Below are 23,601 nucleotides of genomic sequence, written 5' to 3'. Positions count from 1 at the left end.
CCCAAAATAGGCCTCTAAAATTTTTGGAGTTGTCCCCTAAAAACTTTGGTTACCCACTTATATCCGTTTCAATTCATCCATCATAGCTGGACGCTTTTTATATAGTATTTTCCATTCAGACACAATATCTTTTACAATTTGTGAACTACCTTCTATTTGTTGCATATTTCTTAATAAAGAAACCAAATACGCATAGTCTTTTCGTTTGTTAGCATATATAGCCATACGATTTACTTCTTCTTTGTATTTATTTATGATTTGTTCCGGATATTTTTTTACTAATATATCTTCATATAATTGTAAAACATGCAATCCTGAAGAATTCAAAACACATTCCAGTAATTGATCGTACATTTTTTCTTCTGCATATATTTCATCTAAATAAGAAGTTGTCGAAAGTTTTTGAATAATTTCTTCTCTTTTTATAAGCCATTGATCCGTAGTATATTGTTCTTTTAATTCTCTATAAATTTCCATGTCTCCTTGTTTATATTCAAGAACCAGTTTCCATAGTTGTTCAATATATAAATCTTTTTTTCCTTGTAAAAGATAAATATCTTTTTTCATTACATTATAATCAACTATTAAACCTCTGTTTTCCTGATCCAATACAATACTTTTATCTAAAACACCAAGAACGCGATCATATTCCTGATTTTTCATACATATATCTATATAATATTTTCGAATAAAAGAATATTGCCAATATGTTTCACAAACTTCATTTATTTCGTCAGGATTCTTCAACAATTCTAAATAATATTCAATCCATTTTTGAATTCGATATTTTCTTGTCCATTCATTTTGTATATAATCACAATCTTCAATTTTATTCTTAACAAAATCTAATTTTCTTTGTTCATATTCTTTTTCTTCAAATCCATAAATAATGATTCTTTCTATATAATCTGAGTCTTCAACATGATTGAAAAACCAGTTAAACATTTTTTCTTTTTCTACTGGATTTGCTCTTTCAATTAATTCCCGCCATACTTCATAGATTTGTTCTGATAATATTGTTGTTCCTCCAGCGGAATCATCCATTTCGGCACTGCAAATTAATAAAAAGATGTAATTCACAACTTCAAATGCTCCTAAATAATTTTCATTACTTATCATTTGAAATATATCATTATTTATCATATCTTCTAATTCAGATATAAAATCATCGGCATGATAATAATCAATAAAATGATCTCTACCTGCATATCTTTTTGTTATGACATCAATTTGTCGAATATATTCATTGATTATTTGTTTATTATCTGGTTTCTTGACTTTGTTGTAAAAGCGCAATAAAAGTTGTTCATCATTTAATAAAACAGATGACAGAAAAGAATATACATCTTCTTCATCAGCATTTTTAATCAACTGATCAATTTCATTTCTTTTTTTAATTTCTTCCTCAATCAAAGAAACCGGCTTTAATAAAATATCTTGTTCTATTTCTTCTTCTTTTTCAGAATAAGCAAATAATACAGCTGCCATATGTTTACAATTATTTCCTTTTGCGGCATATGGACACGAACAATACATATCGATAATTTCATCATCTTCTATCAATATATTGACTTCATAGTCTTCGTTTCCCATGACAGTGGCACTGATTTCTTGATTTGTTACTACTAAATCTTCTACTGCATTTTCGTTATAATAATCCCATCCTCTATCGAGGATACGATTTGTAAATAAATATTCCCATTCCATATTATTTTTCTTCTACTTTTTCTGGTAAATACAACCGTACTTCTTCAATTCTATTTTTTTCTAAACTAATGACTTTGATTTTAATGCCATTTTCTAATGTGACTGTATCATATTGTTTCGGAAAACATCCTAAAGCATCAATAACCAATCCACCAATGGAATCAAAATCTTCATTGTCTAAATCTAAGCCCAGGGCATCGTTTAGATCATGTAAATTAATATATCCTTTTACATCATATGTCACATCATTTATTTTTTTAATATTTTGTTGCTCTTCTTCATCATATTCATCATGAACATCTCCAACAATTTCTTCAATAATATCTTCTAATGTGACAATACCCGCTAATTCTCCATATTCATCTACAACAATTGATAAATTAAACGTAGATTCTTTCATTTCTACGAGTAATTCTGATATTTTTTTGTTTTCATATGTAAAATATGGCTTTCTTAAAATTTTATTGATATCAAAGTCATTTAAATTTTCATACAACAATAAATCTTTCATATTCACTAAGCCTATAATGTTGTCTATAGATTCTTTATAAATTGGAATACGCGTAAATTTATCTTGTCTAAATATTTTGAGTAGATCTTCATATGTACTTTCAATATCTGCCATAACCACATGAACTCGAGGTACCATGACATCTCTGGCTTTGGCATCTGAAAAATCAAATACATTATTAATTAAATTTTTTTCATCTTCTTCAATGACCCCTTCTTCATGAGAAACATCCATCATCGTTCTTAATTCTGTTTCTGTCATAGATGGATTGTTGTTGTCCATATTGGCTCCTAGTATATGTAAAACAATATGACTAATTCCATTGATACAAAAAATAAAAGGCGTCAATATTTTCATTAAAAATAAAATAATAGGTGCATAAGACAATGCGATGTCTTCAGCATGTTGTGTTGCCATAGTTTTAGGAGTAATTTCTCCAAAAATCAAAATAAATAATGTGATTAAAAAAGTCGCAACACTTACTGCAGCCCCTCCAAAAGAATAAGCAATCGTTGCAGCAATACTGGCTGCATATGTATTAACTAAGTTATTTCCAATTAGAATAGCACTTAACATTTTGGCTTCATCTTCATAGATTTTTAATAATGTTCTGGCTCTTTTATTTCCTTGTTCATCCAATGTACGAATCTTAATTCGATTCACTGAAACAAGGGCTGTTTCAGCTGATGAAAAGAAAGATGATAACAACAATAAAATAATTAAAATAATAACTTGAATTTTCAGCTCGGTGTCCATTTTTTCTCCTTATTTCTTTCGTGGAATACATAAACGAATTTTGTTTTCTTCCACCTCAATTGTTGGATTCTTTAATAAACGAATTTCTCCATCTAAATTTCCATAAATACCTTGATTATTTGTATGCAAAGATACAATGTTTCCTTTTGTGACATAAGCTAATTCCGGATAATTTAAATGTTCTCCTTTTTCATAGATTTTCGCTAATTGAATGATTTGCGTTCGCTTAATATCTTTAATTAAACAAATATCCAACATGTGATCATTGATTAAAGCTTTTGGACAAGGTTTATAGCCTCCTCCGTAATATCTTCCATTTGTGATTACAACAAATGAAAAAATATGTTCTTGTATTTTATCACAGTCAATTTGAATATCAAATTCTGAAGATATGGGCTGTCTTAAACTTGACAACATGCCTAAATAATAAGGAAGAATACCTCGTAAAGGCAGTTTCTTACGAAAATCATTCACGTGTCTGGCAACATGTACATCAAAGCCAAAAGAAACGGTATTGATGGCATATTCTCCATTGACTTTTAATAAGTCACAAGAAATAATGTCTGGATTTTTATAATATTCAAAATTTAAGAAATCTTCTCTGTCTAAGTGATCAAAATACTTAATAAAGTCATTTCCAGTTCCAATGGGAATAATCGATAACGTAATGTGTTTACATCCAGCTATTCCATTGACAATTTCATGAAGCGTTCCATCGCCTCCACACGCAAACATATGAATGTCTTCTTCCTCTTTAAATGCATATTTTCTGGCAATATGACAAGCATGATTCATGGATTGTGTTTTTTCAATGATAACCGTTTTTCCTTTAAAATATTTTTTAATTTGTTCCATCAAAGTATATAAACCATCTTGACGAGAATTCGGATTTATAATAAATACATATTTCATACAATTTCCTTTATATCTTTTATTATTTTTTCTATATCACTGGCATCATACCAATGCACATCCATTTGATGTTTAAACCAAGTGTATTGTCTTTTGGCATATTGACGAGAATGAATTTTTATTCTTTCTTTTATTATATCTAAAGACACATTATTTAAAAAATAATCTTTAAATTCTTTATAGCCAATGCCTTGAAAACTCGTATATTCCCATGTTTTTTCTTCTTGAAATAAAGAAGATACTTCTTCTACAAGACCTTGTTCAAACATTTTATCGACTCTTTGATCTATTCTTTGATGCAATACATCACGATTTAAATCCAATCCCACAAAATAAACATCATATAAAGGAATATGTTGCTGCTCCTTTTCTCGTTGCGATTTAGTTTTACCAGTATGTGCCATTTGTAGAGCTCGAATTATTCGTTTTCGATTGTTGATATGAATTTTATCTAATGCATCGGGGTCTGTTTTCTGTAATTGTTGAAATAATTGTTCATTGGATAAAGAATTTAAATAATTTGTGTATTTTTCATCTTCTTCTTCCATTTCAAATTCATAATCAAATAAAGCTGCTTTTAAATAAAGACCTGTTCCTCCACATAAAATCACTTGTTTTCCTTTATGTTGAATATCACAAATAGCTTGTCGACATAGTTTTTGAAATAACATAACATTATATGGTTGATCATAATCTTGTATATCAATTAAATGATGAACAATGCCATCCATTTCTTCTTTCGTAATTTTAGCCGTTCCAATATTCATTTTTTTATAGACTTGCATACTATCACAAGAAATTACTTCACCATTTAATTCTTTTGCTAAACGAATTGATAAACTTGTTTTTCCTATCCCCGTAGGTCCTACAATCGCAATTATTTTATCCACGTTCAAACTCCTTTAATAATTCTTTGTCACTTATCACAATCACTGTTGGTCGTCCATGTGGACAATGATATGGTTGTTCACATTTTTGAAGATCTAGAATCACTTGTTTCATTTCATCCATTGTTAGTGAGCGATGAAATCGAATGGAACTATGACATGCCATAGTTGCTAAGACATGTTTTCTTAGTTTTAACATATCGATTTGCTCATTTTGCATAAAGAAATCCAGTAAATCTTGAAAAAAATCATTTTCATGTACGTCTTGAAACCAAATTGGAATTTCACGAACAATGACTTGATCATTTCCAAAGGGTTCAAATTCCAATCCAAAATATTGCACTTGTTCATTGATTTTTGGGATTTGAACCATTATATCTGGTGTTACATTAATTTGAATAGGAACCATTAAAGGTTGTTTTTGAAGACAAGGCTTTTCTAATGATTTCTGTATCTGTTCATAATGATATCTTTCTTGAGCCGCGTGTTGATCTACAATTACGAGTCCTTGTTCATTGGAACACAAAATATAGGATTCATGGAATTGAGCCAATACTTGTAGATGATAAAAGAATTCTTTTCCCTTGGATTCTTCTTTTATTTGTTTTTCTTCTATTGGTTTTGATTCTACTTTTTGATAGGAATCAAAACCAAACAAAGATTCATTGACAGTTATAGAAGGCTTTGATTCAAATTTTTCTTCTATTTCATATGAAAAAGAAATTGGTTCCTGAACAAAGGTCATTTTCTTTTCTTTTGGTGGATTTACTTTTTCAACGGTTTGAAGTGATTGTTTCAATGTTTGTTTCAAAGTCGAACGAATCAATGATATACATTGGTTTTGTTTCGAAAGACGTACTTCCCATTTATTGGGATGCACATTGACATCCACTAATTGTGTATCCATTTCTATATTGATCACAACAATTGGATATCGATTTACCGGTAAATAATCACTATAGGCATCAATTATCGCATTTTGAATATGTGAAGAACGAATGAGTCTTGTATTTAATGAAATAAACATAAAATATTTTGTAGCTCGATTAATTTTTGGCTGAATTGCATAGCCAGTAATATGAAAATCGTCGTCTCTTTGTTCAAAGGCAATGGCATTTTCAGCTACTTCTTTTCCATACATTTGATATAAAATTTCTTGTATATTTCCATTTCCACTGGTTTGAAAAACCACTCTTCCATCATGTGATAATACAAAACGAATATGGGGATGACTTAATGCCATTTTATTAATTAAATCTGCAATCACAGAGAATTCATAGGCAGCACTTTTTAAATGTTTAAAACGAGCAGGTGTTTTTAAAAACAATCCTTCTATTTCTATTTTTGTACCTTTTGGACAATCACATCTTTCTTCGCTTATTTTTTCTCCATAACTATATCGAATCAAACTTCCTTGTTTGCCATCATTTGTTTCTAATTCTACTTTAGAAACAGCCGCAATACTGGGAATGGCTTCACCTCGAAAGCCCATAGTTGATATATTAAATAATTCTTCTTCGGAATGCATTTTACTTGTGGCATGACGAAAAAATGCCATTTTGGCATCTTCTGGATCCATTCCGCATCCATCATCAATTATGACCAGTCTTTCAATTCCGCCTTGAAAGGCTTCAATTTCAATAGTGGATGCTTGGGCATCTATGCTATTTTCAACACATTCTTTTACAATTCCAGCAGGTCTTTCTACAACTTCTCCTGCTGCAATCATATTCGTTAAGTGTTCACTTAAAACATGTATTTTAGACACTTTATTCCTCTTTTCTAATCTATTTCATCGGCTATTTTTTTTAATTCATATAAACAATCTAAGGCTTCTCTTGGACTCATGGAATCAATATCCATATCATGTAATCGATCCAGTAATTTGGATTTTTCAGGTTGAATGGGATCCATCACAAATAAACTTGGTTGATAAGAAGATGTTTTATCGATGTTTTCATAGTCTTGCAGCAATTGCTGAGCTCTTTCTAAAACTACTTTAGGAAGATGTGCCAGTTTTGCCACATGAATTCCATAGGATTTATCGGCTTTTCCTTGAACTAAACGATAACGAAATTCTATTTCTCCTTTTTTTTCTTTTACATCCACATGAATATTTTTCACACTTTGATGTGTTTGTTCCATTTGTGTTAATTCATGGTAATGCGTTGAAAATAAAGTTTTTGCCTGAATAACATCTTCAATATATTCCAACATAGATTGAGCTAGAGCCATTCCATCATAAGTGGCGGTTCCTCGTCCTATTTCATCAAATAATATTAAGGAATGTTTTGTTGCATAACGAAGAGCTACATTGGCTTCCATCATTTCCACCATGAACGTTGATTTTCCAGTTAAAATATCATCATTGGCTCCAATTCTTGTAAAAATACGATCAAAAATAGGGAGGTCACATGATTTAGCGGGAACAAAACTTCCCATTTGTGCCATAATTACAATTAAAGCATTTTGTCGCATATAAGTGGATTTTCCACCCATATTGGGTCCAGTAATTAATTCAATAGAATTATTTTCGTCCATGATCCAGTTATTTGAAATAAATTTTTTCTTTTTCATTCGATCATCTAGAATTGGATGTTTTCCTTCAATGACTTTCACATACATTTCAGGATGAAAAGTAGGACATACATATCCTTTTGAAATAGCTAATTGTGTTAATGAAACAAGAACATCAATAGTGGCCAGTGCTTTAGCACAGCTATGTAAATCAAATAATTCTTCTTTTATTCTTTGAAGAAGCTGTGTAAATAATTCTTGTTCTAATTTTATTTTTTGTTCTTGAGCATTAATAATTTGTTCTTCTTTTTCTTTTAATTCATTAGTAATGTATCGTGTTGCATTGGCTAAGGTTTGTTTCGGATAGTAGCCATATTCTTCTTTGATGGAAGGAATGTAAGCATTTCGAACTTCAATATAATAACCAAATACTCGATTATATCCTATTTTTAAGGATTTAATTCCTGTTTTTTCTCGTTCTTTATTTTCAATTTCCAATATATAGTTTTTTCCTTCATTGGATATTTTTCGTAATTCATCTAATGTTTCATTGTATCCATCATTAAAAATGCCGCCTTCTTTTAAAGAAATTGGTGGGTTTTCCACGATTGCGTTTTGAATTTCTAAATATAAATCGTAACAATTCGGTGTTTCTTTAAATTCAGGAAAAGAATCTAGTTTTTGGGCATATTCTAAAATCGGTTTAGCATGTTCTAGAGTTGTAACAAGTTGTAAAACATCTCTTGGACTGGCATTTCCATAGGCCATGCGAGAAGCAAGTCGTTCCATGTCATAGACATAGACTAAGTGTTCTTTTAAATTTTCTCTAAGCATGAAATTTTCTTTTAATTTCATAATCGCTCTTTGTCTTTTTTCAATTTTAGAAGCATTGATTAATGGCATTTCAATCCATTGTTTTAATTCACGAGAACCCATAGCACTTTGACATAAATCCATAAAAGACCATAAACTCTCGGATTTTGTGCTTGAAGAATGACTTGTGATCAAATCTAAATGATTTTTTGTTTCATAGTCTAGAACCAATGTCGATTGAGCATCCATTGATAAAATTGGCATAAAATGATCAATGTGTTGTTTCTGGGTTTCTTTTAAATAAGCCATTAATTGTGCTAAAGCATTTTCTATGATGTCTGTACTGTTTTCAGGTAATAATTTCTGGTCTTCTATTTCCAAATTTGTTTTCTTTTGTGTAGAAATAGTGATGGTTTCCATTTCTTCTAGAGCACTCATCCATCGTTTATCCAAAGAAACAGGAACCACTATTTCACTGACCTCCATTGTTAATAATGCCTTTTCCAAAGAAACAAGAGAACGATCCAATAATTGATATTTTAATTCTCCTGTACTAAGTTCACAAAATAAAAGACAAATATTCCAGCTGTTGATAGAAATAGATGCCATATAATTACTCGATTTAGCATCACTGACTTCATCCATATAAGTTCCTGGTGTAACAACTTTTATGATTCCTCTTTCAACGAGTCCCTTAGACTGTGATGGATCAGTAAGTTGTTCACAAATCGCAACTTTATATCCTTTTTTTATTAATCTTTGTATATAGGAGTTGGCGGCATGATAAGGTATTCCACACATTGGAACTTTTTCATCTAAACCTGCACTTTTTCCTGTCAATACCAGGTCTAGTTCCTGACTGGCACATTTCGCATCGTCATAAAACATTTCATAGAAATCTCCCACGCGATAAAATAAGATTTTATCTGGGTTTTGTTCTTTTACTTGCAGGTATTGCTCCATCATAGGAGATAGTTTTTTTTCTTTCATATTTTGCCTCCAATATGAGTATTATATCATTTTTTTTGAATCTTTTATAATTGTGTTATACTATTAAAAATATAAGGGGTATTGACTTTGAAACAGACAATTATTTTTAGAAATAAAATTTATAAAATTGATATAGGATTCATTACAATTTTAGTGATCATGGCTTTGACGAGTTTATTTGCGATTTATAATGCGTTTAACTTAATTAAAGTAGGATCGGGAACTTCTTATTTATTGAAACAATTTATGTGGTATATCATATGTTTCTTTGCGATGATTTTTCTTTGTTCCTTTTCCAATGATTTTATTTTCAAATACATGAAGAAAGCCTATTATTTTTTATTGACGACTTTAGTTTATTTGTTGTTTTCTCGTATTTTATATATCGCAACGGGTCATACACTTCCATTGGCTCCGAATATCAATGGAGCCATCAGCTGGTTTTCCATTCCGTTTATAAGTTTTCAGCCAAGTGAATTTATTAAAATTGTTTTAATTGTTTTAACAGCTCAAATCATTGCGAAACATCAGGAAAAATATCCAAAAGCAAATTTTAGAACGGATTTACAATTGTTTATAGAAATTGCGAAAATTTTAATTCCACCACTTGTTCTAATTTTATTGCAACCTGATACAGGTCTATGTATTATTATTTGTTTTAATATAATGGTTATGGTTTTATGTAGTGGTATTCGTAGAGGATATATTATTGGTATTTTTTCTTTCATTGGTATTTTCATTGTTTTATTTTTGTTTATTTATTATAACGAAAATGATTTACTTGTTTCTTTAATTTCAAATTATCGAGTTCAAAGAATCGATGCCTGGCTGGATCCTGAAAGTAATATCCTGGGAAGTTCTAACCAATTATATACGTCTTTACTTTCATTAGGAAGTGCTGGTTTATTGGGTTATGGTTCACAAGCTAATATCATTTCGATTCCTGAAGCACAAACCGATTTTATTTTTGCAGCCTTTGGTCAGTGTTTTGGTTTTATAGGAACGACATTTATTGTTCTTCTTTGTCTGGCTCTGGATTTATATCTATGCAAAATTGCTTATAATACCATAAATAAAAAAGATCGATTGATTGTGATTGGTGTTATCGGTATGTTGTTATATCAACAAGTTCAAAATATGGGAATGATTTGTGGTTTATTACCAATTACAGGTATTACTCTTCCTTTGATTTCTTATGGAGGAAGTAGTATTTTATCTTATTTTATTGCATTTTCTTTTGTAATGAATTTAAGTCCACAATCAAAAAGGACGATTTCATTGTCTCGTCCTAAATTCAAGAAAAAATTAATATAAGTTTTTTAATCGTTTTAAGTAAGAATAAGTACGATATCTGGCAAATCGTACTTTTTTTGTAGAAGTACAAATTTGTATTTCATGTATTTTATTTTTTTCAATTTTCCTATGATCGTAATTGATATTGGCATATTGAATACAATCACCTTTTATTTTTAGTTTTCTTGTTTCCTTCATAATATATGGATTTTGTAAAGAATGATGTTTTCGATTTGAAATAGGCATAATTTCTGTTAGTTGAAGAACATTAATACCAAAATCTACAACGGCTCCATTTAATGCCCGATTAATGGCACTAGAACCGACTTGTGTACTTACACATATTCCAGAACCACATGTTGTTTCAAATTTTTCATCATCAATATATATATCTAAATTTAATGTTTTATCCATAGAAGCTATTCGAACTTCATTTAATGCATAATAGTATTCTTCATTTTCTGGAAAATATATTTGTAAAAGTGGTCGTGTTTCAATATCAGGTTTTTCATTTTGAATAATTAAATTTATTAATTCATCAATTTCAGATTGCGTAAAATCCGTTAAAAATCCTAAAGTACCTGTATGAATTCCTACAAACATAGTGGAATCTAATATATGTATATATTGATGAATTGCCCTTAAAAATGTACCATCTCCACCCACACATATTACTAAATCTGGTAGTTGTGTGTCATATTTAAAGTCATGTTTTGTCAGTTTATCAATGATTTTATTTTTTAATTGTACGGAATTTGCATCTGTACGATCTACAATAGAAAATTTCATGTTGACCTTCTTTCATATCAGATTTATTCTATCATAGAAAAGAGGAATTTAAATATGTTTAATCAAATGGAAAGAGAATTAAAAATTTTAGTTCAAAAATTTGAATATGAAAAAATAAAAAATTCATATGATTTTTCAAATCCAAGAATTCAAAAAAATGTTTATTATGATACACCCTCTAATGAAATTAAAAACAAAGGAGGGGCTATGCGTATTCGTACAATTAATGGTCATCATTTTTTTACTTTAAAATTAAAGAAAGATAATATTACGCATTATGAATATGAAAAAGAAATAAATACAGATAAAATTGAACAAATTCAAGATAATGAAGTATTACATTGGATTCATTCTTTACATTTAAAAGAAAAACTTATACCTATCATTTCTTTTGAAACAGAACGAAGAATGTGGATTACCAATTTAGCTGAAATTTGTGCAGATAAAAATATATTTGGTGATGTGATTGATTATGAAATAGAATATGAATATCGTATAGATCATGATGGAATTCAAGTATTCAATGATTTATTAAAACCAGTTCATCTATATTATGAAAAAAATTGCTCCAGCAAAATTGCCAGAGCTATGAATTATATTTTATGTAATAAACGATAAAGGAAGGATTTGGAATTATATTCCGATTCTTTCTTTTTATATTGTTCTAATTCAACTTGTAAACTAGAAACAGATTCAATTTTTTGAAGAAGATCTTCATTTTCCTTTTTTAATTCAGATTTTTCTTTTTCCAATACCTGAATTTGTTCATCTTTTGTTTGTTGTTCAATTAAAAATGTTTGTTTTGATTTTTCTAATTCAAGTTTTAATTTTTCCTGGTACAATTGCTCAATTAATTGTTGAGATTTTTCTTTTTCTTCAATGACTGCTTTTAATTTTTCATTTTCATATCGTAATTCCATTTCTACGGTTGAAATTTCATTTTTTTCTTTACGAAAATAAGTAGATAATTTTTCAACACCTTCTGCTTTAATGGTAATACGCTTCGTCTCAGGGTTTTTATATTTCCAATCTTTATCTGGATAATCTTTTACTAATTTAGCAACTGCTTTATCAACTGTATTTCTTGATTTATTAAATTGCTGACAAATTTGTGCAATATCCATATCATAATACACATCAATAGTCTGATTTTCATCCATATTTCATACCCCCTATTCATGTATTCTGTTTCCTATTAAATCTTTAAAATTATAACAAAATTCATTTCTTCTAACAACTAATGGATGTCACTATTTTTTTCTTTTCATACGTTTTTCATTCTGATTATCCTATTTTTAATATTTATTTAGTATGATTTATTTATGATTTTCCTAACATTATATTTTTATTCATATATTTTTCATATGAACATTATTGTACATAAATGTGAATTTTCATATTTATTTCATATTCATAAATTAAAATATGAGTAATCATAAGAAATTCATATTACACAGTTTTTTTATATTATATTTATTTTTTCTTTTCATATGAATTTAATAATATATTTAGTCAATATTTTAATAATTATCTAATTTCCATGTTCATGTGATATTTTATATGAATTTAATATGATTAAAGAAAATAAATATTTCTGATTTTCAGATATGTTATCCTATAAAATATGATTAATCATAAGAAAAATATAGAATTTTATTATATTTCTTATATATATTTATTCTATGTGAATATAATATATGAAAATAATAAAAAAAATCAGATATTTATCAATATGAAAATCAGTTATCTGATCTCTTTTGAAATGCTTTTAATAAAGTTAAAGTGTCTGTGTAATCTAAATGAGAACCTAATGGAATTCCATTTGCTAATTTAGTCACTTTACATTTATCTTTTAATAATTTGGATAGATATAAAGAAGTGGTTTCTCCATCTACTGTAGGATCTAATGCCAAAATAACTTCTTCTGTATCTTCCTGTATACGATTTAATAAACTATTTATATTTAATTGTTCAGGTAAAATTCCTTTTGATGCATTAATTGTTCCATTCAAGACGTGATATACACCATTATATTCTTGAATAGATTCAATTGAATCAATATTTTTTGGATTTTGTACGACGCAAATTAATTTATGATTTCTGTGACTATTCATACATATTTCACATATTTCCCCTTCACATAAGTTACCGCATATATTACATGTATGAATTCCTTCTTTAATATCTACTAATGATTGAATCATCTGGTCTATTGTTTCATCATCCCAACTCAAAGTGGTAAAAGCATAACGTTCTGCTGTTTTCTTTCCAACACCAGGTAATTTTGAGTAAGAATCAATCATATTTTGAAATTTCTTTGGATACATATTTATTCACCTTAATCTTCTATTATTTCTAAATCTGAAAATACTTTCATTAATTCATCTTCTGTTTTATTGATTTTCATATGATTATTTTTTATTTTCACATGAACAACAGCAGGTTCAGGTAAAGTATTGTTTTTCATACGCTTTAAAAATTCATTTTGTGATTTTTCAGATTGTTCTTGGGTAATCGCAAATACTTTTTTAGGTTTACCTAATAATTCATTCATAAAATTTTCATATCCTTCTTCATTTTGGATATTATTTACATTTTTAACTTGTATATTCGAATTTAAAACAACAACCCAATATGTTTCTGAACTCGATAGTAATTTCATATTCATCAGGCTATTCGCATATTTTCCATATTCTAGATTTGATAAATATCCATTCATTTTTTCTAATTTAGATAAATCTTCCATTTTAATTTTCTTATTAGATCCTGTCAGTAGCTGGATAATATATTCATCATTTAATAAAATATTTCTTTCTTTATTTTCTGTATCTGATGTTTCACGTGAAACATTTATTTTTTGTGGAACATCAGATTTTTCTTTTGTGTTGAATACTTCTTTTATTTCATCTTGTTTTATGAATTCATTATTTCTTTCAGATTTAGTATTGATTGATTCATATGATTTTTCAATATCAATTTTGTTTGTTTTTAAATCATATGATTCAGATAATATCTGCAAAAAACAGGATTCAATATAATCTAATACATTTGAAGCAAATACAAACTTAGAATACGTGTCCATTAAATGATTTAATACATTTAATTTATAAGGAACAGATGTATTTGAAAAACAAGATTGAATAACTTGTTTATGTGAATGACTAACTAATGTTGTGTTTGATGAATAATCCATGATTATACTTTCTTTAACCAAATTTATAAAATCTTTCATAAACATTTGTAAATCAATTCCCATATTTGCGTATTGATTTAAAGTATTTAACAATAAATCTATATCTTTATTTGCTAAATAAGAATAAATTTTACCAATATCAGATACATTTAATACTCCATAAATTTTTCTAACATCATCTGCTTTAATATTCGTAATACAATAAGCAATGCATTGATCAAGAATGGATAAAGAATCTCTCATTCCACCATCTGCCAGTCTTGCAATTAATGAAATCGCATCTTCATCTATTTCAATATTTTCTTGTTTGCAAACTATGTTTAATCTTTTTGAAATGTCTTTTTCTGATACTTTTGAAAAATCATATCTTTGACAACGAGAAATGATAGTTGGAATCACTTTATTTGGTTCAGTTGTTGCGAATATAAATATGACATGTTCAGGAGGTTCTTCAATTGTTTTTAATAAAGCATTAAAAGCACTAGAAGACATCATATGAACTTCATCTATGATATATACTTTATATTTTCCTATTAAAGGTGCATATTTTACTTTATCAATTAAATTGCGTACTTCTTCCACTCCATTGTTTGATGCAGCATCTATTTCGATAATATCAGGATGATTGGATAAAGAAGACATTTTGCAATTTTCACATTCACCACATGGTTTATTTTCATTCTCACAATTTAACATTTTTGCGAATATCTTCGCAATGGTTGTTTTACCTGTACCTCTTGGACCACAAAACAAATAAGCATGAGCAATTTTATTTTGATATACAGCATTCTTTAGTGTCTGTATAATATGTTCTTGTCCCACAACATCTTCAAATTTTTTTGGTCTATATTTTCGATAAAGAGCTTGATATGCCATAATTTCACTTCCTAACGCTTCTATTATACATGAAAAAAAGCATAAAATTAATCATGCTTCTTTCTCTTTAATTTAAAAAATTGTTTTAATAAACTTGAACATTCTTGTTCACATATACCAGAAAAATAAGACGGATGATGATTGTATTCTTTGACATCAAATAATTTAGTACAAGTTATTACACTTCCTCCTTTGTGATCATAAGCACCAAAATAAACATTACGAATACGAGATTGAATAATGGCTCCAGCACACATTGGACAAGGTTCCAAAGTAACATATAAATCACATTCTTCCAAACGCCATGTATTTAATTTTTTACATGCTTTTTGAATCGCAAGAATTTCTGCATGAGCAATGCTTTGTTGTGTTTTTTCTCTTTTATTATGCGCTCTGGCAATGATTTTTCCATCTTTAACAATTATACATCCAATAGGTACTTCATCTTCCTGAAATGCTTTATAAGCTTGTTTAAGAGCCTCTTTCATCCATTTTACTTCTTCCATAAATTCTCCATATAAAAAGCTACCACACATGACAGAGCATACTTAAGGCTGCTTCGTTCCCGACCTGACCTGATTCATAAGATATCATTGTAGTAGCGTTAGTATTATAACAGTTTCAACAATTTAAATCAACCATCCATTTTTTTAGAAAATTTAAATTGGAATATCCCGTTTTTTTTACGACTATGAATTTGTTTATATCAAATATATATCAAATAATTGTCTTCATTTTATTCAATTGATGCTAATCTAGTTCTTAAGAACAAAATCAATTACTGTTTTAAAATCATAAAATATAAGATAATTATCAAATTAATTAAAAATATTCAAAGAGTGTATTTGTCAATCTAAAATTGAGCCACTTATCAATGATAAATGGCTTCTCTTTGTTTAATAGTTAATTTTTAATTGGCCTTTATTACGAGTTCACAATAAGAAAGTATAGTATTTATTCATTATTATTCGATATTTTCAAAAATATTAAAAATATAAATATATTGTTGTCATACTAAAATATAAAAAGGAATATCTCGTTGAGAAATATTCCAATATAATATTAACCAATTTTTTTCTTTCCACCCATATAAGGTTGTAAAACTTTTGGAATTAAAATAGAACCATCTTCTTGATAGTTATTTTCAATCAAAGCAATTAATCCTCTAGGAGAAGCAACGACTGTATTATTTAAAGTATGTAAAAAATAAGTGCCTTTTTCTCCTTTTGTACGAATTCCTAAACGTCTTGCTTGTGCATCTGATAAATTTGAACAAGAACCAACTTCAAAATATTTCTGTTGTCTAGGTGACCATGCTTCAATATCACAGGATTTAACTTTTAAGTCTGCTAAATCTCCTGAACAACATTCTAATTGACGAACAGGAATATCCCAACTTCTAAATAAATCCACCGTTAATTTCCACATTTTTTCATACCAATCCATAGATTGTTCTGGTTCACAAATGACTATCATTTCTTGTTTCTCAAATTGATGAACACGATACAATCCTCTTTCTTCCAATCCATGGCTTCCTCCTTCTTTTCTAAAACAAGGAGAATAAGAAGTCATGCTGACAGGTAGTTCTTCTTTTTTTAATATTTGTCCTTTAAATTTACCAATCATTGAGTGTTCAGAAGTACCAATTAAATATAAATCTTCTCCTTCAATTTTATACATCATAGCTTGCATCTCTGGAAAGGACATTACACCTGTTACAACATCTGAGTGAATCATAAAAGGAGGAATCGCATATGTAAAACCATGATCAATCATAAAATCACGTGCACATGCAATCATGGCTTCATGTAAGCGAGCAATATCTCCTAATAAATAATAGAATCCTTCACCACTAGTACGACCTGCAGCTTCTTTATCCATTCCATTGACTGCTTTGATAATATCAGCATGATAAGGAATTTCATAATTTGGAACAAATGGTTCTCCAAAACGTTGTACTTCTACATTTTCAGAATCATCTTTTCCAATTGGAACACTTGGATCAATAATATTTGGAATTTGAAGCATTTTATCTCTTACAGAATCACGTAACTCATTTTCTTTTCTTTCTAATTCTTCTATTTCTTTTGCGATATCTGCAACTTTTTGTTTTACTTGAGCTGCTTCTTCTTTCTTTCCTTGCTTCATCAATAAACCAATTTCTTTAGAAATTTTTTTACGATCAGCTCTTAAATCATCTCCTCTTTGTTGACAAGCACGTAGTTCTTTATCTTCTTCTAATACTTCATCAACTAAAGGAAGCTTTTGATCTTGAAATTTTTTTCGAATGTTTTCTTTTACAACTTCGGGATTTTCTCTGACAAATTTAATATCTAACATAATTTCCTCCTAAAATAAAAAAAAGAGATACCACCCATAAAGGGACGATATCTCGCGTTGCCACCCTTTTTACTTTATAAAATAAAGTCACTTGACATGATAACGGTATGTACCGAATTTAACTACTTTATTCATTAAATTACTCAAAGGTGCTTTTCTTTGTTTCTTTATAAATGTTTTCACCAGACACATTTTCTCTACAAAAAAGAAATCAAATACTTTTCCTTTTCAACGTTTTACTCATCATTTATATCATTAAAAACATAAAAATTCAAATAAAAGAGTAGTAAAAAACTACTCTTCATCTTTTTCTTCATCTTGATGATAAATCAAAGTAACTTTAGTAACCTTTGCATCTTCCGTTAAATTAATTAAACGAACTCCTTGTGTATTACGACCATAAATACCAATCTTAGATAAATCAATACGAATCATAATACCAGTACTTGAAACAATCATTGCATCTTCATCTCCATGAACCGATTTTACACAAACTAAATTACCAGTTTTTTCTGTAATATTAATTGTTCGTACACCTTTTTTACCACGAGACGTTAAACGATAATCTTCAATCTTACTACGTTTTCCATATCCATTTTCGGAAATAGACAACAAAGTATCACCTTCACTGCTTAAAGCAACACCTACTACTTGTGAACCATCACAATTAAATCCAGCAACTCCAGCTGCATTTCGACCCATCATACGAACATCTGTTTCTTTGAATCGAACCGCTTTTCCATTAGATCCTGCAATAATTACGTCATCTTCACCTGTTGTCATTTTCACAAATGCCAAAGAATCATCTTCACGTAAAGTAATAGCTATTTTACCACTTCGATTAATACGCATAAATTCTTCTAATGGAGTACGTTTTACCAATCCATTTTTTGTCACAAATAAAATAGATTTAAATTCAACATCTTGTCGAACCGGTAACATCGTCTGAATTTTTTCATCTTTTTGAAGATCAATTAAATTCACAATTGGAAGCCCCTTAGCTGTTCTTGAACCATTTGGAACTTTATAACCCTTAATACGATATACACGACCTTTATTTGTAAACAACATCAATGGATCATGATTATTCATAGTGATCATCGTATCAATTGAATCTTCTTCATTTAAAGTCAACGACTTAATTCCACGACCACCACGATTTTGTGTTTTATATGTATCCACTAATTGAGATTTAATATAACCAGATTCCGTCAACATAATCACAACATCTTCTACTGGAATTAAATCTTCATCATCCATATCTACAAAACTATCTGAAATTTCTGTACGACGATCGTCACCGTATTTTTGATCAATTTCAGTTAAATCCTTACGAATAATTTCTAAAATACGAGAATGATGTTCTAAAATATCTCGATAATCCGCAATCTTGATTAATAAATCATTATATTCATTTTCAATTTTATCTCTTTCTAAACCAGATAAACGACGAATCTGCATCGCAAGAATAGCCTTTGCCTGTGCTTCACTTAAACCAAAAGCTTCGCCTAATTCAATAATCAAACCAGCTTCATCGCTTCGAGAATGACGAATTAAATGAATAACTTCATCAATATGATCAATCGCAATTCTGAATCCTTCTAAAATATGAGCTCTATCCAATGCTTTCTTTAATTCAAAACGAGTCTTTCGTTCAATGACTTCCACTTGAAAATCAATATAATCCGTAATCACTTGTTTCAAAGACAATTGTTTAGGTGCTCCATTTTCCAATGCCAGAATATTAATTCCATAAGATGATTGCAAAGGCGTCATACGAAATAACTGATTTAAGATAACATCTTCCTGTACATCTTTTTTCAATTCCATGACAATACGAATACCTTCACGATTACTTTCATCATTTAAATACGTAACACCTTGAATTTCTTTATCACGAATTAAAGAAGCCATTTTTGTAATTAAACTCGCTTTATTGACTTGATAAGGAATTTCATAAAAAATAATACGTTTCTTACCATTTGGCTCCACTTCCAATTTATATTTCGAACGAATTAAAATAGAACCACGACCCGTTTCATATGCCTGACGAATCCCTTTGCGACCTAAAATAATTCCACCCGTAGGAAAGTCTGGACCCTTAATATATTCCATCAATTCCAGTACAGTAATATCTGGATTATCCATAACCGCAAAAATAGCCTGAATAGTTTCTGTTAAATTATGAGGCGGAATATTGGTTGCCATACCAACCGCAATTCCCATGGAACCATTAATTAATAAATTAGGAATACGACTTGGAAGAACAGTTGGCTCTGTTTCTTCGCCATCGTAGTTTTCAATAAAATCCACTGTATCCTTATTAATATCACGCATCATTTCCATAGAAATTTTTGACATACGAGCTTCTGTATAACGCATTGCAGCTGCTCCATCACCATCTAAAGACCCAAAATTTCCATGTCCATCTACTAATGGATAACGATAATTAAAATCCTGTGCCATACGAACCATGGCATCATATACAGCTGTATCTCCATGAGGATGATATTTACCAATAACATCCCCAACAATACGAGCACTTTTCTTATGAGCAACCGACGAAGTGATATTTAAAGAATTCATCGCATGTAAAATACGACGATGCACTGGTTTCATTCCATCTCTTACATCGGGTAAGGCACGCTGTACAATAACAGACATAGAATAATCCAAAAAGGATTCACGCATCTCTTTTGAAATCTCTACATCCTCAATATAATCATATTTCTTTTCCTGATCCATTGTGCCCTCCTATTAATAATCCAATTTTGCATAAACTGCATTGGTTTGAATAAAATCACGACGAGGTTCCACATCTTCACCCATCAACATACTAAATACACTATCAGCTTCCATCGCATCATCAATATTGACACGCTTTAAGATACGATTATTTGGATCCATTGTTGTTTCCCATAACTGCTCTGCATCCATTTCTCCTAAACCTTTATAACGCTGAACCTTATATCCATCTTTAAATTCCTCACGCAGCTGATCCATTTCCTGTTCCTTATATGCATACGCAATTTTCTTTCCTTTTTGGACTTTATAAAGAGGAGGCTGAGCAATATATACATAGCCATTTTCAATAACCGGTTTCATAAAACGATATAAGAACGTTAACATTAACGTACAAATATGACTACCATCAACATCGGCATCTGTCATAATAACAATTTTATGATAACGTAGTTTATCCAAATCCACATCCTCCTGGATACCACAACCAAAAGCCGTAATCATACTGCGAATCTCAGCATTTTCAAAGATACGATGTGTACGTGCCTTTTCTACATTTAAAATTTTTCCACGCAAAGGTAAAATCGCCTGTGTCTTCGCATTTCGACCTTGTTTTGCTGACCCACCGGCAGAATCCCCTTCGACAATGAAAATTTCACATTCTGAAGCATCTTTACTCGAACAATCCACTAATTTTCCAGGTAACGCATTGATACCATCCAAAGCCGATTTACGACGCGTCATTTCACGAGCTTTTTTAGCAGCAATACGAGCTTTAGAAGCTACTATACATTTTTCAACAATTGCCCTGGCATCAACTGGATTTTCTAAGAAAAACTTTTTTATTTGTTCTCCTGCAATATTAGAAACAATCTTACGAACTTCACTATTTCCTAATTTTGTTTTAGTTTGACCTTCATATTGAGGATCCGGATGCTTAACAGAAATAATCGCAACTAAACCCTCTTTCACATCATCTTGTGACAAAGTTTCATCTTTTTTCAATAAATTATTATCTTTTCCATATCCATTGATGACACGAGTTAACGCCATACGGAATCCATCTTCATGAAAACCACCTTCATGCGTATGAATATTATTACAGAACGAATAAATATTTGACTGATATCCATCATTGTATTGTAAAGCCACTTCCGCAAAAATATCATTTTGTTTGCCACCCACATAAATTACACGATCACTAATTAATTTTTTTCCATGATTCAAATAATTTACATATTCAATGATTCCGCCTTCATATTTATATTCTGCTTTTTTTACAGGATCGATACGACGATCTTCAATCGTTAAACGAATATCTTTATTCAAAAAAGCCAATTGACGAAGACGCGCATTTAAAACATCAAAATCATAAACTGTTGTTTCTTTAAAAATTTCTGGATCTGCTTTAAAACGAACCATAGTACCCGTTTTATCTGTAGTTCCAATTACTATTAAAGGCGAAACTATATTTCCTCCATTTTCAAAACGAACATTATAAATTTTCTGATTCTGATAAACCGTTACTTCCAGCCATTCACTTAATGCATTTACAACACTGGCACCAACACCATGTAGTCCCCCAGAAACCTTATATGCACCACCACCAAATTTACCACCGGCATGCAAAACTGTCATAATTGTTTCAACTGCACTGATACCTGTTTTTTCATGCACACCAACAGGCATACCACGTCCATTGTCAATAACACAGATTACATCATCTTTTTCAATAATTAAATTAATTTCATTGGCATAACCTGCTAATGCTTCATCAATTCCATTGTCTACAATTTCCCAAACCAAATGATGTAGTCCACGAGAACTCGTGGAACCAATATACATTCCAGGACGAAGACGAACTGCTTCCAATCCTTCTAATACCTGAATATCATCAGCTGTATATGAATGATCCACATGCGTGGCTTCGTTTTCTAATTCCTCAAATTCCATCATTTTATTTTCAATCATTGCGAAACCTCCTTCACAAATCCATTTGTAACTTCATAAAACTTGACATTTCGATTTCCAAACCACGACACATTAATTTTTTCTGCCGTCGTAATAAATATCTGCATATTCACAGGAAGAATCGAAAGAAGTTCTTTTTTACGACTCTGATCTAATTCACTAAAAACATCATCCAATAATAAAATAGGATACTGCTTTGTTTTTTCATAAATCATTTTGGCTAACCCCAATTTCAAAGCCAATAAAAAACTACGCTTTTGACCTTGACTCGCCATTTCACTGACACATTTTCCATTTAATAAAAATTGAATATCATCCCGATGAATTCCATAATTCGTCTGTTTATATAAACAATCTTTATCAAAACTATTTTCATATAAATTAACAATTTGATTTTTTAAATCCTTAGAACAATCAATAAAAGACACATACCTTGCATCTAATTTTTCTTTTTCTCTTGAAAAAAAAGGATACAATTCATTTGCATACTCCATTAAGTTTTTTAAAAACGTAGTTCTTTGTTGAATGATAACAACTTCATCTTCAATCATTTGTGAAGTATAAACCTGAATTAATTCCCTGTTCACATTTTCCTGCTTTAAAGCTGCATTCCGATTTTTTAAAGTACGATTATAATGCGACAAAGTAAACGTATATTTTTTTGATAACTTAATTAATTCCATATCAATAAAATTACGCCGTACTTTTCTAGGCGCATTAAATAATAAAATATCATCGGGACAAAAAGAAATTGCATTCACAATGCCTACAAAATCAGAATACTTTTTTATAGAATTGTCATTATGGAAGAGATGTTTTTTCTGATTGGAAACAACGACTTTGACATTAGACACTCTGTGATGGGACTCAACTTTTGCTTCAACTAACATTTGATCAAACGAATCCTGAATCATATTTGTAAAATCATTCGTTCGAAAAGAATGAAGATGACTCAAAAAATATATGGACTCGACCAGATTGGTTTTTCCTTGTGCGTTTTTTCCATAAAAACAATGAATATAATTTTCCTTAAAGTTAAATTCAACATTTTCAAAATTACGAAAATGAATTAACCTCAAAGACTTTATATTCATTCCACTTCAATCCTTAAATTCTCATCAACTGTAACAACATCATGAACACGAATCTTACGACCTCTACGATTATCTTCTATACCATTTACATAAATGATATGAGAACTTAAATAGGCCTTTGCTTCGCCTCCACTTGATATAATGTTACAAGCTTTGAGCAACTGGGCTAAGGTGATATATTCATTTTCTAGTTTAAAACGCATAAAACAA

At 29.7% G+C, this 23,601-nt stretch carries 18 protein-coding genes, 1 other RNA gene and 1 other annotated feature; of the genes, 2 read left to right on the top strand and 17 right to left on the bottom strand.

Features of this window, described 5'->3' with window-relative positions; all coding sequences use genetic code 11:
* Positions 1-57 precede the first annotated feature (57 nt).
* The 6 genes from ACI32A_RS06150 to mutS are packed head-to-tail and all read right to left on the bottom strand — an operon-like array spanning position 58 to position 9,093.
* Positions 58-1,707 (bottom strand): SWIM zinc finger family protein, encoded by a 1,650-nt coding sequence (locus ACI32A_RS06150; protein ID WP_439754161.1) that lies wholly within the window; start codon positions 1,705-1,707, stop codon positions 58-60.
* Position 1,708: 1 nt separating this feature from the next.
* Positions 1,709-2,974 (bottom strand): HlyC/CorC family transporter, encoded by a 1,266-nt coding sequence (locus tag ACI32A_RS06145; RefSeq protein ID WP_439754160.1) that lies wholly within the window; start codon positions 2,972-2,974, stop codon positions 1,709-1,711.
* A 9-nt stretch (positions 2,975-2,983) separates the two neighbouring features.
* A complete protein-coding gene (locus ACI32A_RS06140) occupies positions 2,984-3,886 on the bottom strand; it encodes a diacylglycerol/lipid kinase family protein (protein ID WP_439754159.1) in 903 nt (300 codons plus the stop codon).
* Positions 3,883-4,776 carry a tRNA (adenosine(37)-N6)-dimethylallyltransferase MiaA gene (miaA, locus tag ACI32A_RS06135; protein ID WP_439754158.1) on the bottom strand — a complete coding sequence of 298 codons (894 nt, stop codon included), beginning with the start codon at positions 4,774-4,776 and terminating at the stop codon, positions 3,883-3,885. Before miaA ends, ACI32A_RS06140 begins: the two co-directional genes overlap by 4 nt.
* Positions 4,769-6,541, bottom strand: coding sequence for a DNA mismatch repair endonuclease MutL (mutL, locus tag ACI32A_RS06130; protein ID WP_439754157.1), 1,773 nt, complete (start codon positions 6,539-6,541; stop codon positions 4,769-4,771). The genes miaA and mutL overlap by 8 nt, the downstream gene beginning before the upstream one ends.
* A gap of 14 nt (positions 6,542-6,555) precedes the next feature.
* The gene (gene mutS, locus ACI32A_RS06125) at positions 6,556-9,093 is read right to left on the bottom strand and encodes a DNA mismatch repair protein MutS (RefSeq protein WP_439754156.1); all 2,538 of its coding nucleotides are present in this window, start codon (positions 9,091-9,093) and stop codon (positions 6,556-6,558) included.
* 87 nt (positions 9,094-9,180) lie between these two features.
* On the opposite strand from mutS, the gene ACI32A_RS06120 reads away from it, so the two are divergent.
* The gene (locus ACI32A_RS06120; protein ID WP_439754155.1) at positions 9,181-10,407 is read left to right on the top strand and encodes an FtsW/RodA/SpoVE family cell cycle protein; all 1,227 of its coding nucleotides are present in this window, start codon (positions 9,181-9,183) and stop codon (positions 10,405-10,407) included.
* Here the strand turns inward: ACI32A_RS06120 and ACI32A_RS06115 are convergent.
* A complete protein-coding gene (locus tag ACI32A_RS06115) occupies positions 10,399-11,175 on the bottom strand; it encodes an NAD kinase (RefSeq protein WP_439754154.1) in 777 nt (258 codons plus the stop codon). The genes ACI32A_RS06120 and ACI32A_RS06115 overlap by 9 nt on opposite strands.
* A 54-nt stretch (positions 11,176-11,229) precedes the next feature.
* On the opposite strand from ACI32A_RS06115, the gene ACI32A_RS06110 reads away from it, so the two are divergent.
* Positions 11,230-11,793 (top strand): CYTH domain-containing protein, encoded by a 564-nt coding sequence (locus tag ACI32A_RS06110; protein ID WP_439754153.1) that lies wholly within the window; start codon positions 11,230-11,232, stop codon positions 11,791-11,793.
* Here the strand turns inward: ACI32A_RS06110 and ACI32A_RS06105 are convergent.
* The 10 genes from ACI32A_RS06105 to yaaA all read right to left on the bottom strand — a co-directional run bounded on the left by ACI32A_RS06105 (position 11,769) and on the right by yaaA (position 23,594).
* Positions 11,769-12,335, bottom strand: coding sequence for a hypothetical protein (locus tag ACI32A_RS06105; RefSeq protein ID WP_439754152.1), 567 nt, complete (start codon positions 12,333-12,335; stop codon positions 11,769-11,771). The genes ACI32A_RS06110 and ACI32A_RS06105 overlap by 25 nt on opposite strands.
* A gap of 579 nt (positions 12,336-12,914) precedes the next feature.
* Entirely contained in the window at positions 12,915-13,502 is a 588-nt protein-coding gene (gene recR, locus ACI32A_RS06100) for a recombination mediator RecR (RefSeq protein WP_439754151.1), read from the bottom strand.
* Positions 13,503-13,513: 11 nt separating this feature from the next.
* Entirely contained in the window at positions 13,514-15,244 is a 1,731-nt protein-coding gene (gene dnaX, locus ACI32A_RS06095) for a DNA polymerase III subunit gamma/tau (RefSeq protein ID WP_439754150.1), read from the bottom strand.
* Positions 15,245-15,291: 47 nt separating this feature from the next.
* Positions 15,292-15,750 carry a nucleoside deaminase gene (locus tag ACI32A_RS06090; RefSeq protein WP_439754149.1) on the bottom strand — a complete coding sequence of 153 codons (459 nt, stop codon included), beginning with the start codon at positions 15,748-15,750 and terminating at the stop codon, positions 15,292-15,294.
* Between the two features lie 6 nt (positions 15,751-15,756).
* An RNA gene (ffs, locus tag ACI32A_RS06085) (signal recognition particle sRNA small type) lies at positions 15,757-15,854 on the bottom strand.
* Positions 15,855-16,306: 452 nt separating this feature from the next.
* Complete coding sequence (gene serS, locus ACI32A_RS06080; protein ID WP_439754148.1) at positions 16,307-17,584, bottom strand: serine--tRNA ligase; 1,278 nt, start codon at positions 17,582-17,584, stop codon at positions 16,307-16,309.
* Between the two features lie 37 nt (positions 17,585-17,621).
* Positions 17,622-17,825: a binding site (T-box leader), on the bottom strand.
* A 53-nt stretch (positions 17,826-17,878) separates the two neighbouring features.
* Positions 17,879-20,329 carry a DNA gyrase subunit A gene (gyrA, locus tag ACI32A_RS06075; RefSeq protein WP_439754147.1) on the bottom strand — a complete coding sequence of 817 codons (2,451 nt, stop codon included), beginning with the start codon at positions 20,327-20,329 and terminating at the stop codon, positions 17,879-17,881.
* A 12-nt stretch (positions 20,330-20,341) separates the two neighbouring features.
* On the bottom strand, positions 20,342-22,297 hold the full coding sequence (gyrB, locus tag ACI32A_RS06070) for a DNA topoisomerase (ATP-hydrolyzing) subunit B (protein ID WP_439754146.1): 1,956 nt from the start codon (positions 22,295-22,297) through the stop codon (positions 20,342-20,344).
* The gene (gene recF / locus ACI32A_RS06065) at positions 22,294-23,391 is read right to left on the bottom strand and encodes a DNA replication/repair protein RecF (RefSeq protein WP_439754145.1); all 1,098 of its coding nucleotides are present in this window, start codon (positions 23,389-23,391) and stop codon (positions 22,294-22,296) included. The genes gyrB and recF overlap by 4 nt, the downstream gene beginning before the upstream one ends.
* On the bottom strand, positions 23,388-23,594 hold the full coding sequence (yaaA, locus tag ACI32A_RS06060) for a S4 domain-containing protein YaaA (RefSeq protein WP_439754144.1): 207 nt from the start codon (positions 23,592-23,594) through the stop codon (positions 23,388-23,390). Before yaaA ends, recF begins: the two co-directional genes overlap by 4 nt.
* Between the last annotated feature and the right edge of the window lie 7 nt (positions 23,595-23,601).

The sequence above is a fragment of the Floccifex sp. genome, from assembly GCF_051873555.1.
Lineage (GTDB): Bacteria > Bacillota_I > Bacilli_A > Erysipelotrichales > Erysipelotrichaceae > Floccifex.
Note: the sequence above shows the minus strand (reverse complement) of the source record. Positions and strands in the feature narration are given on the sequence as shown.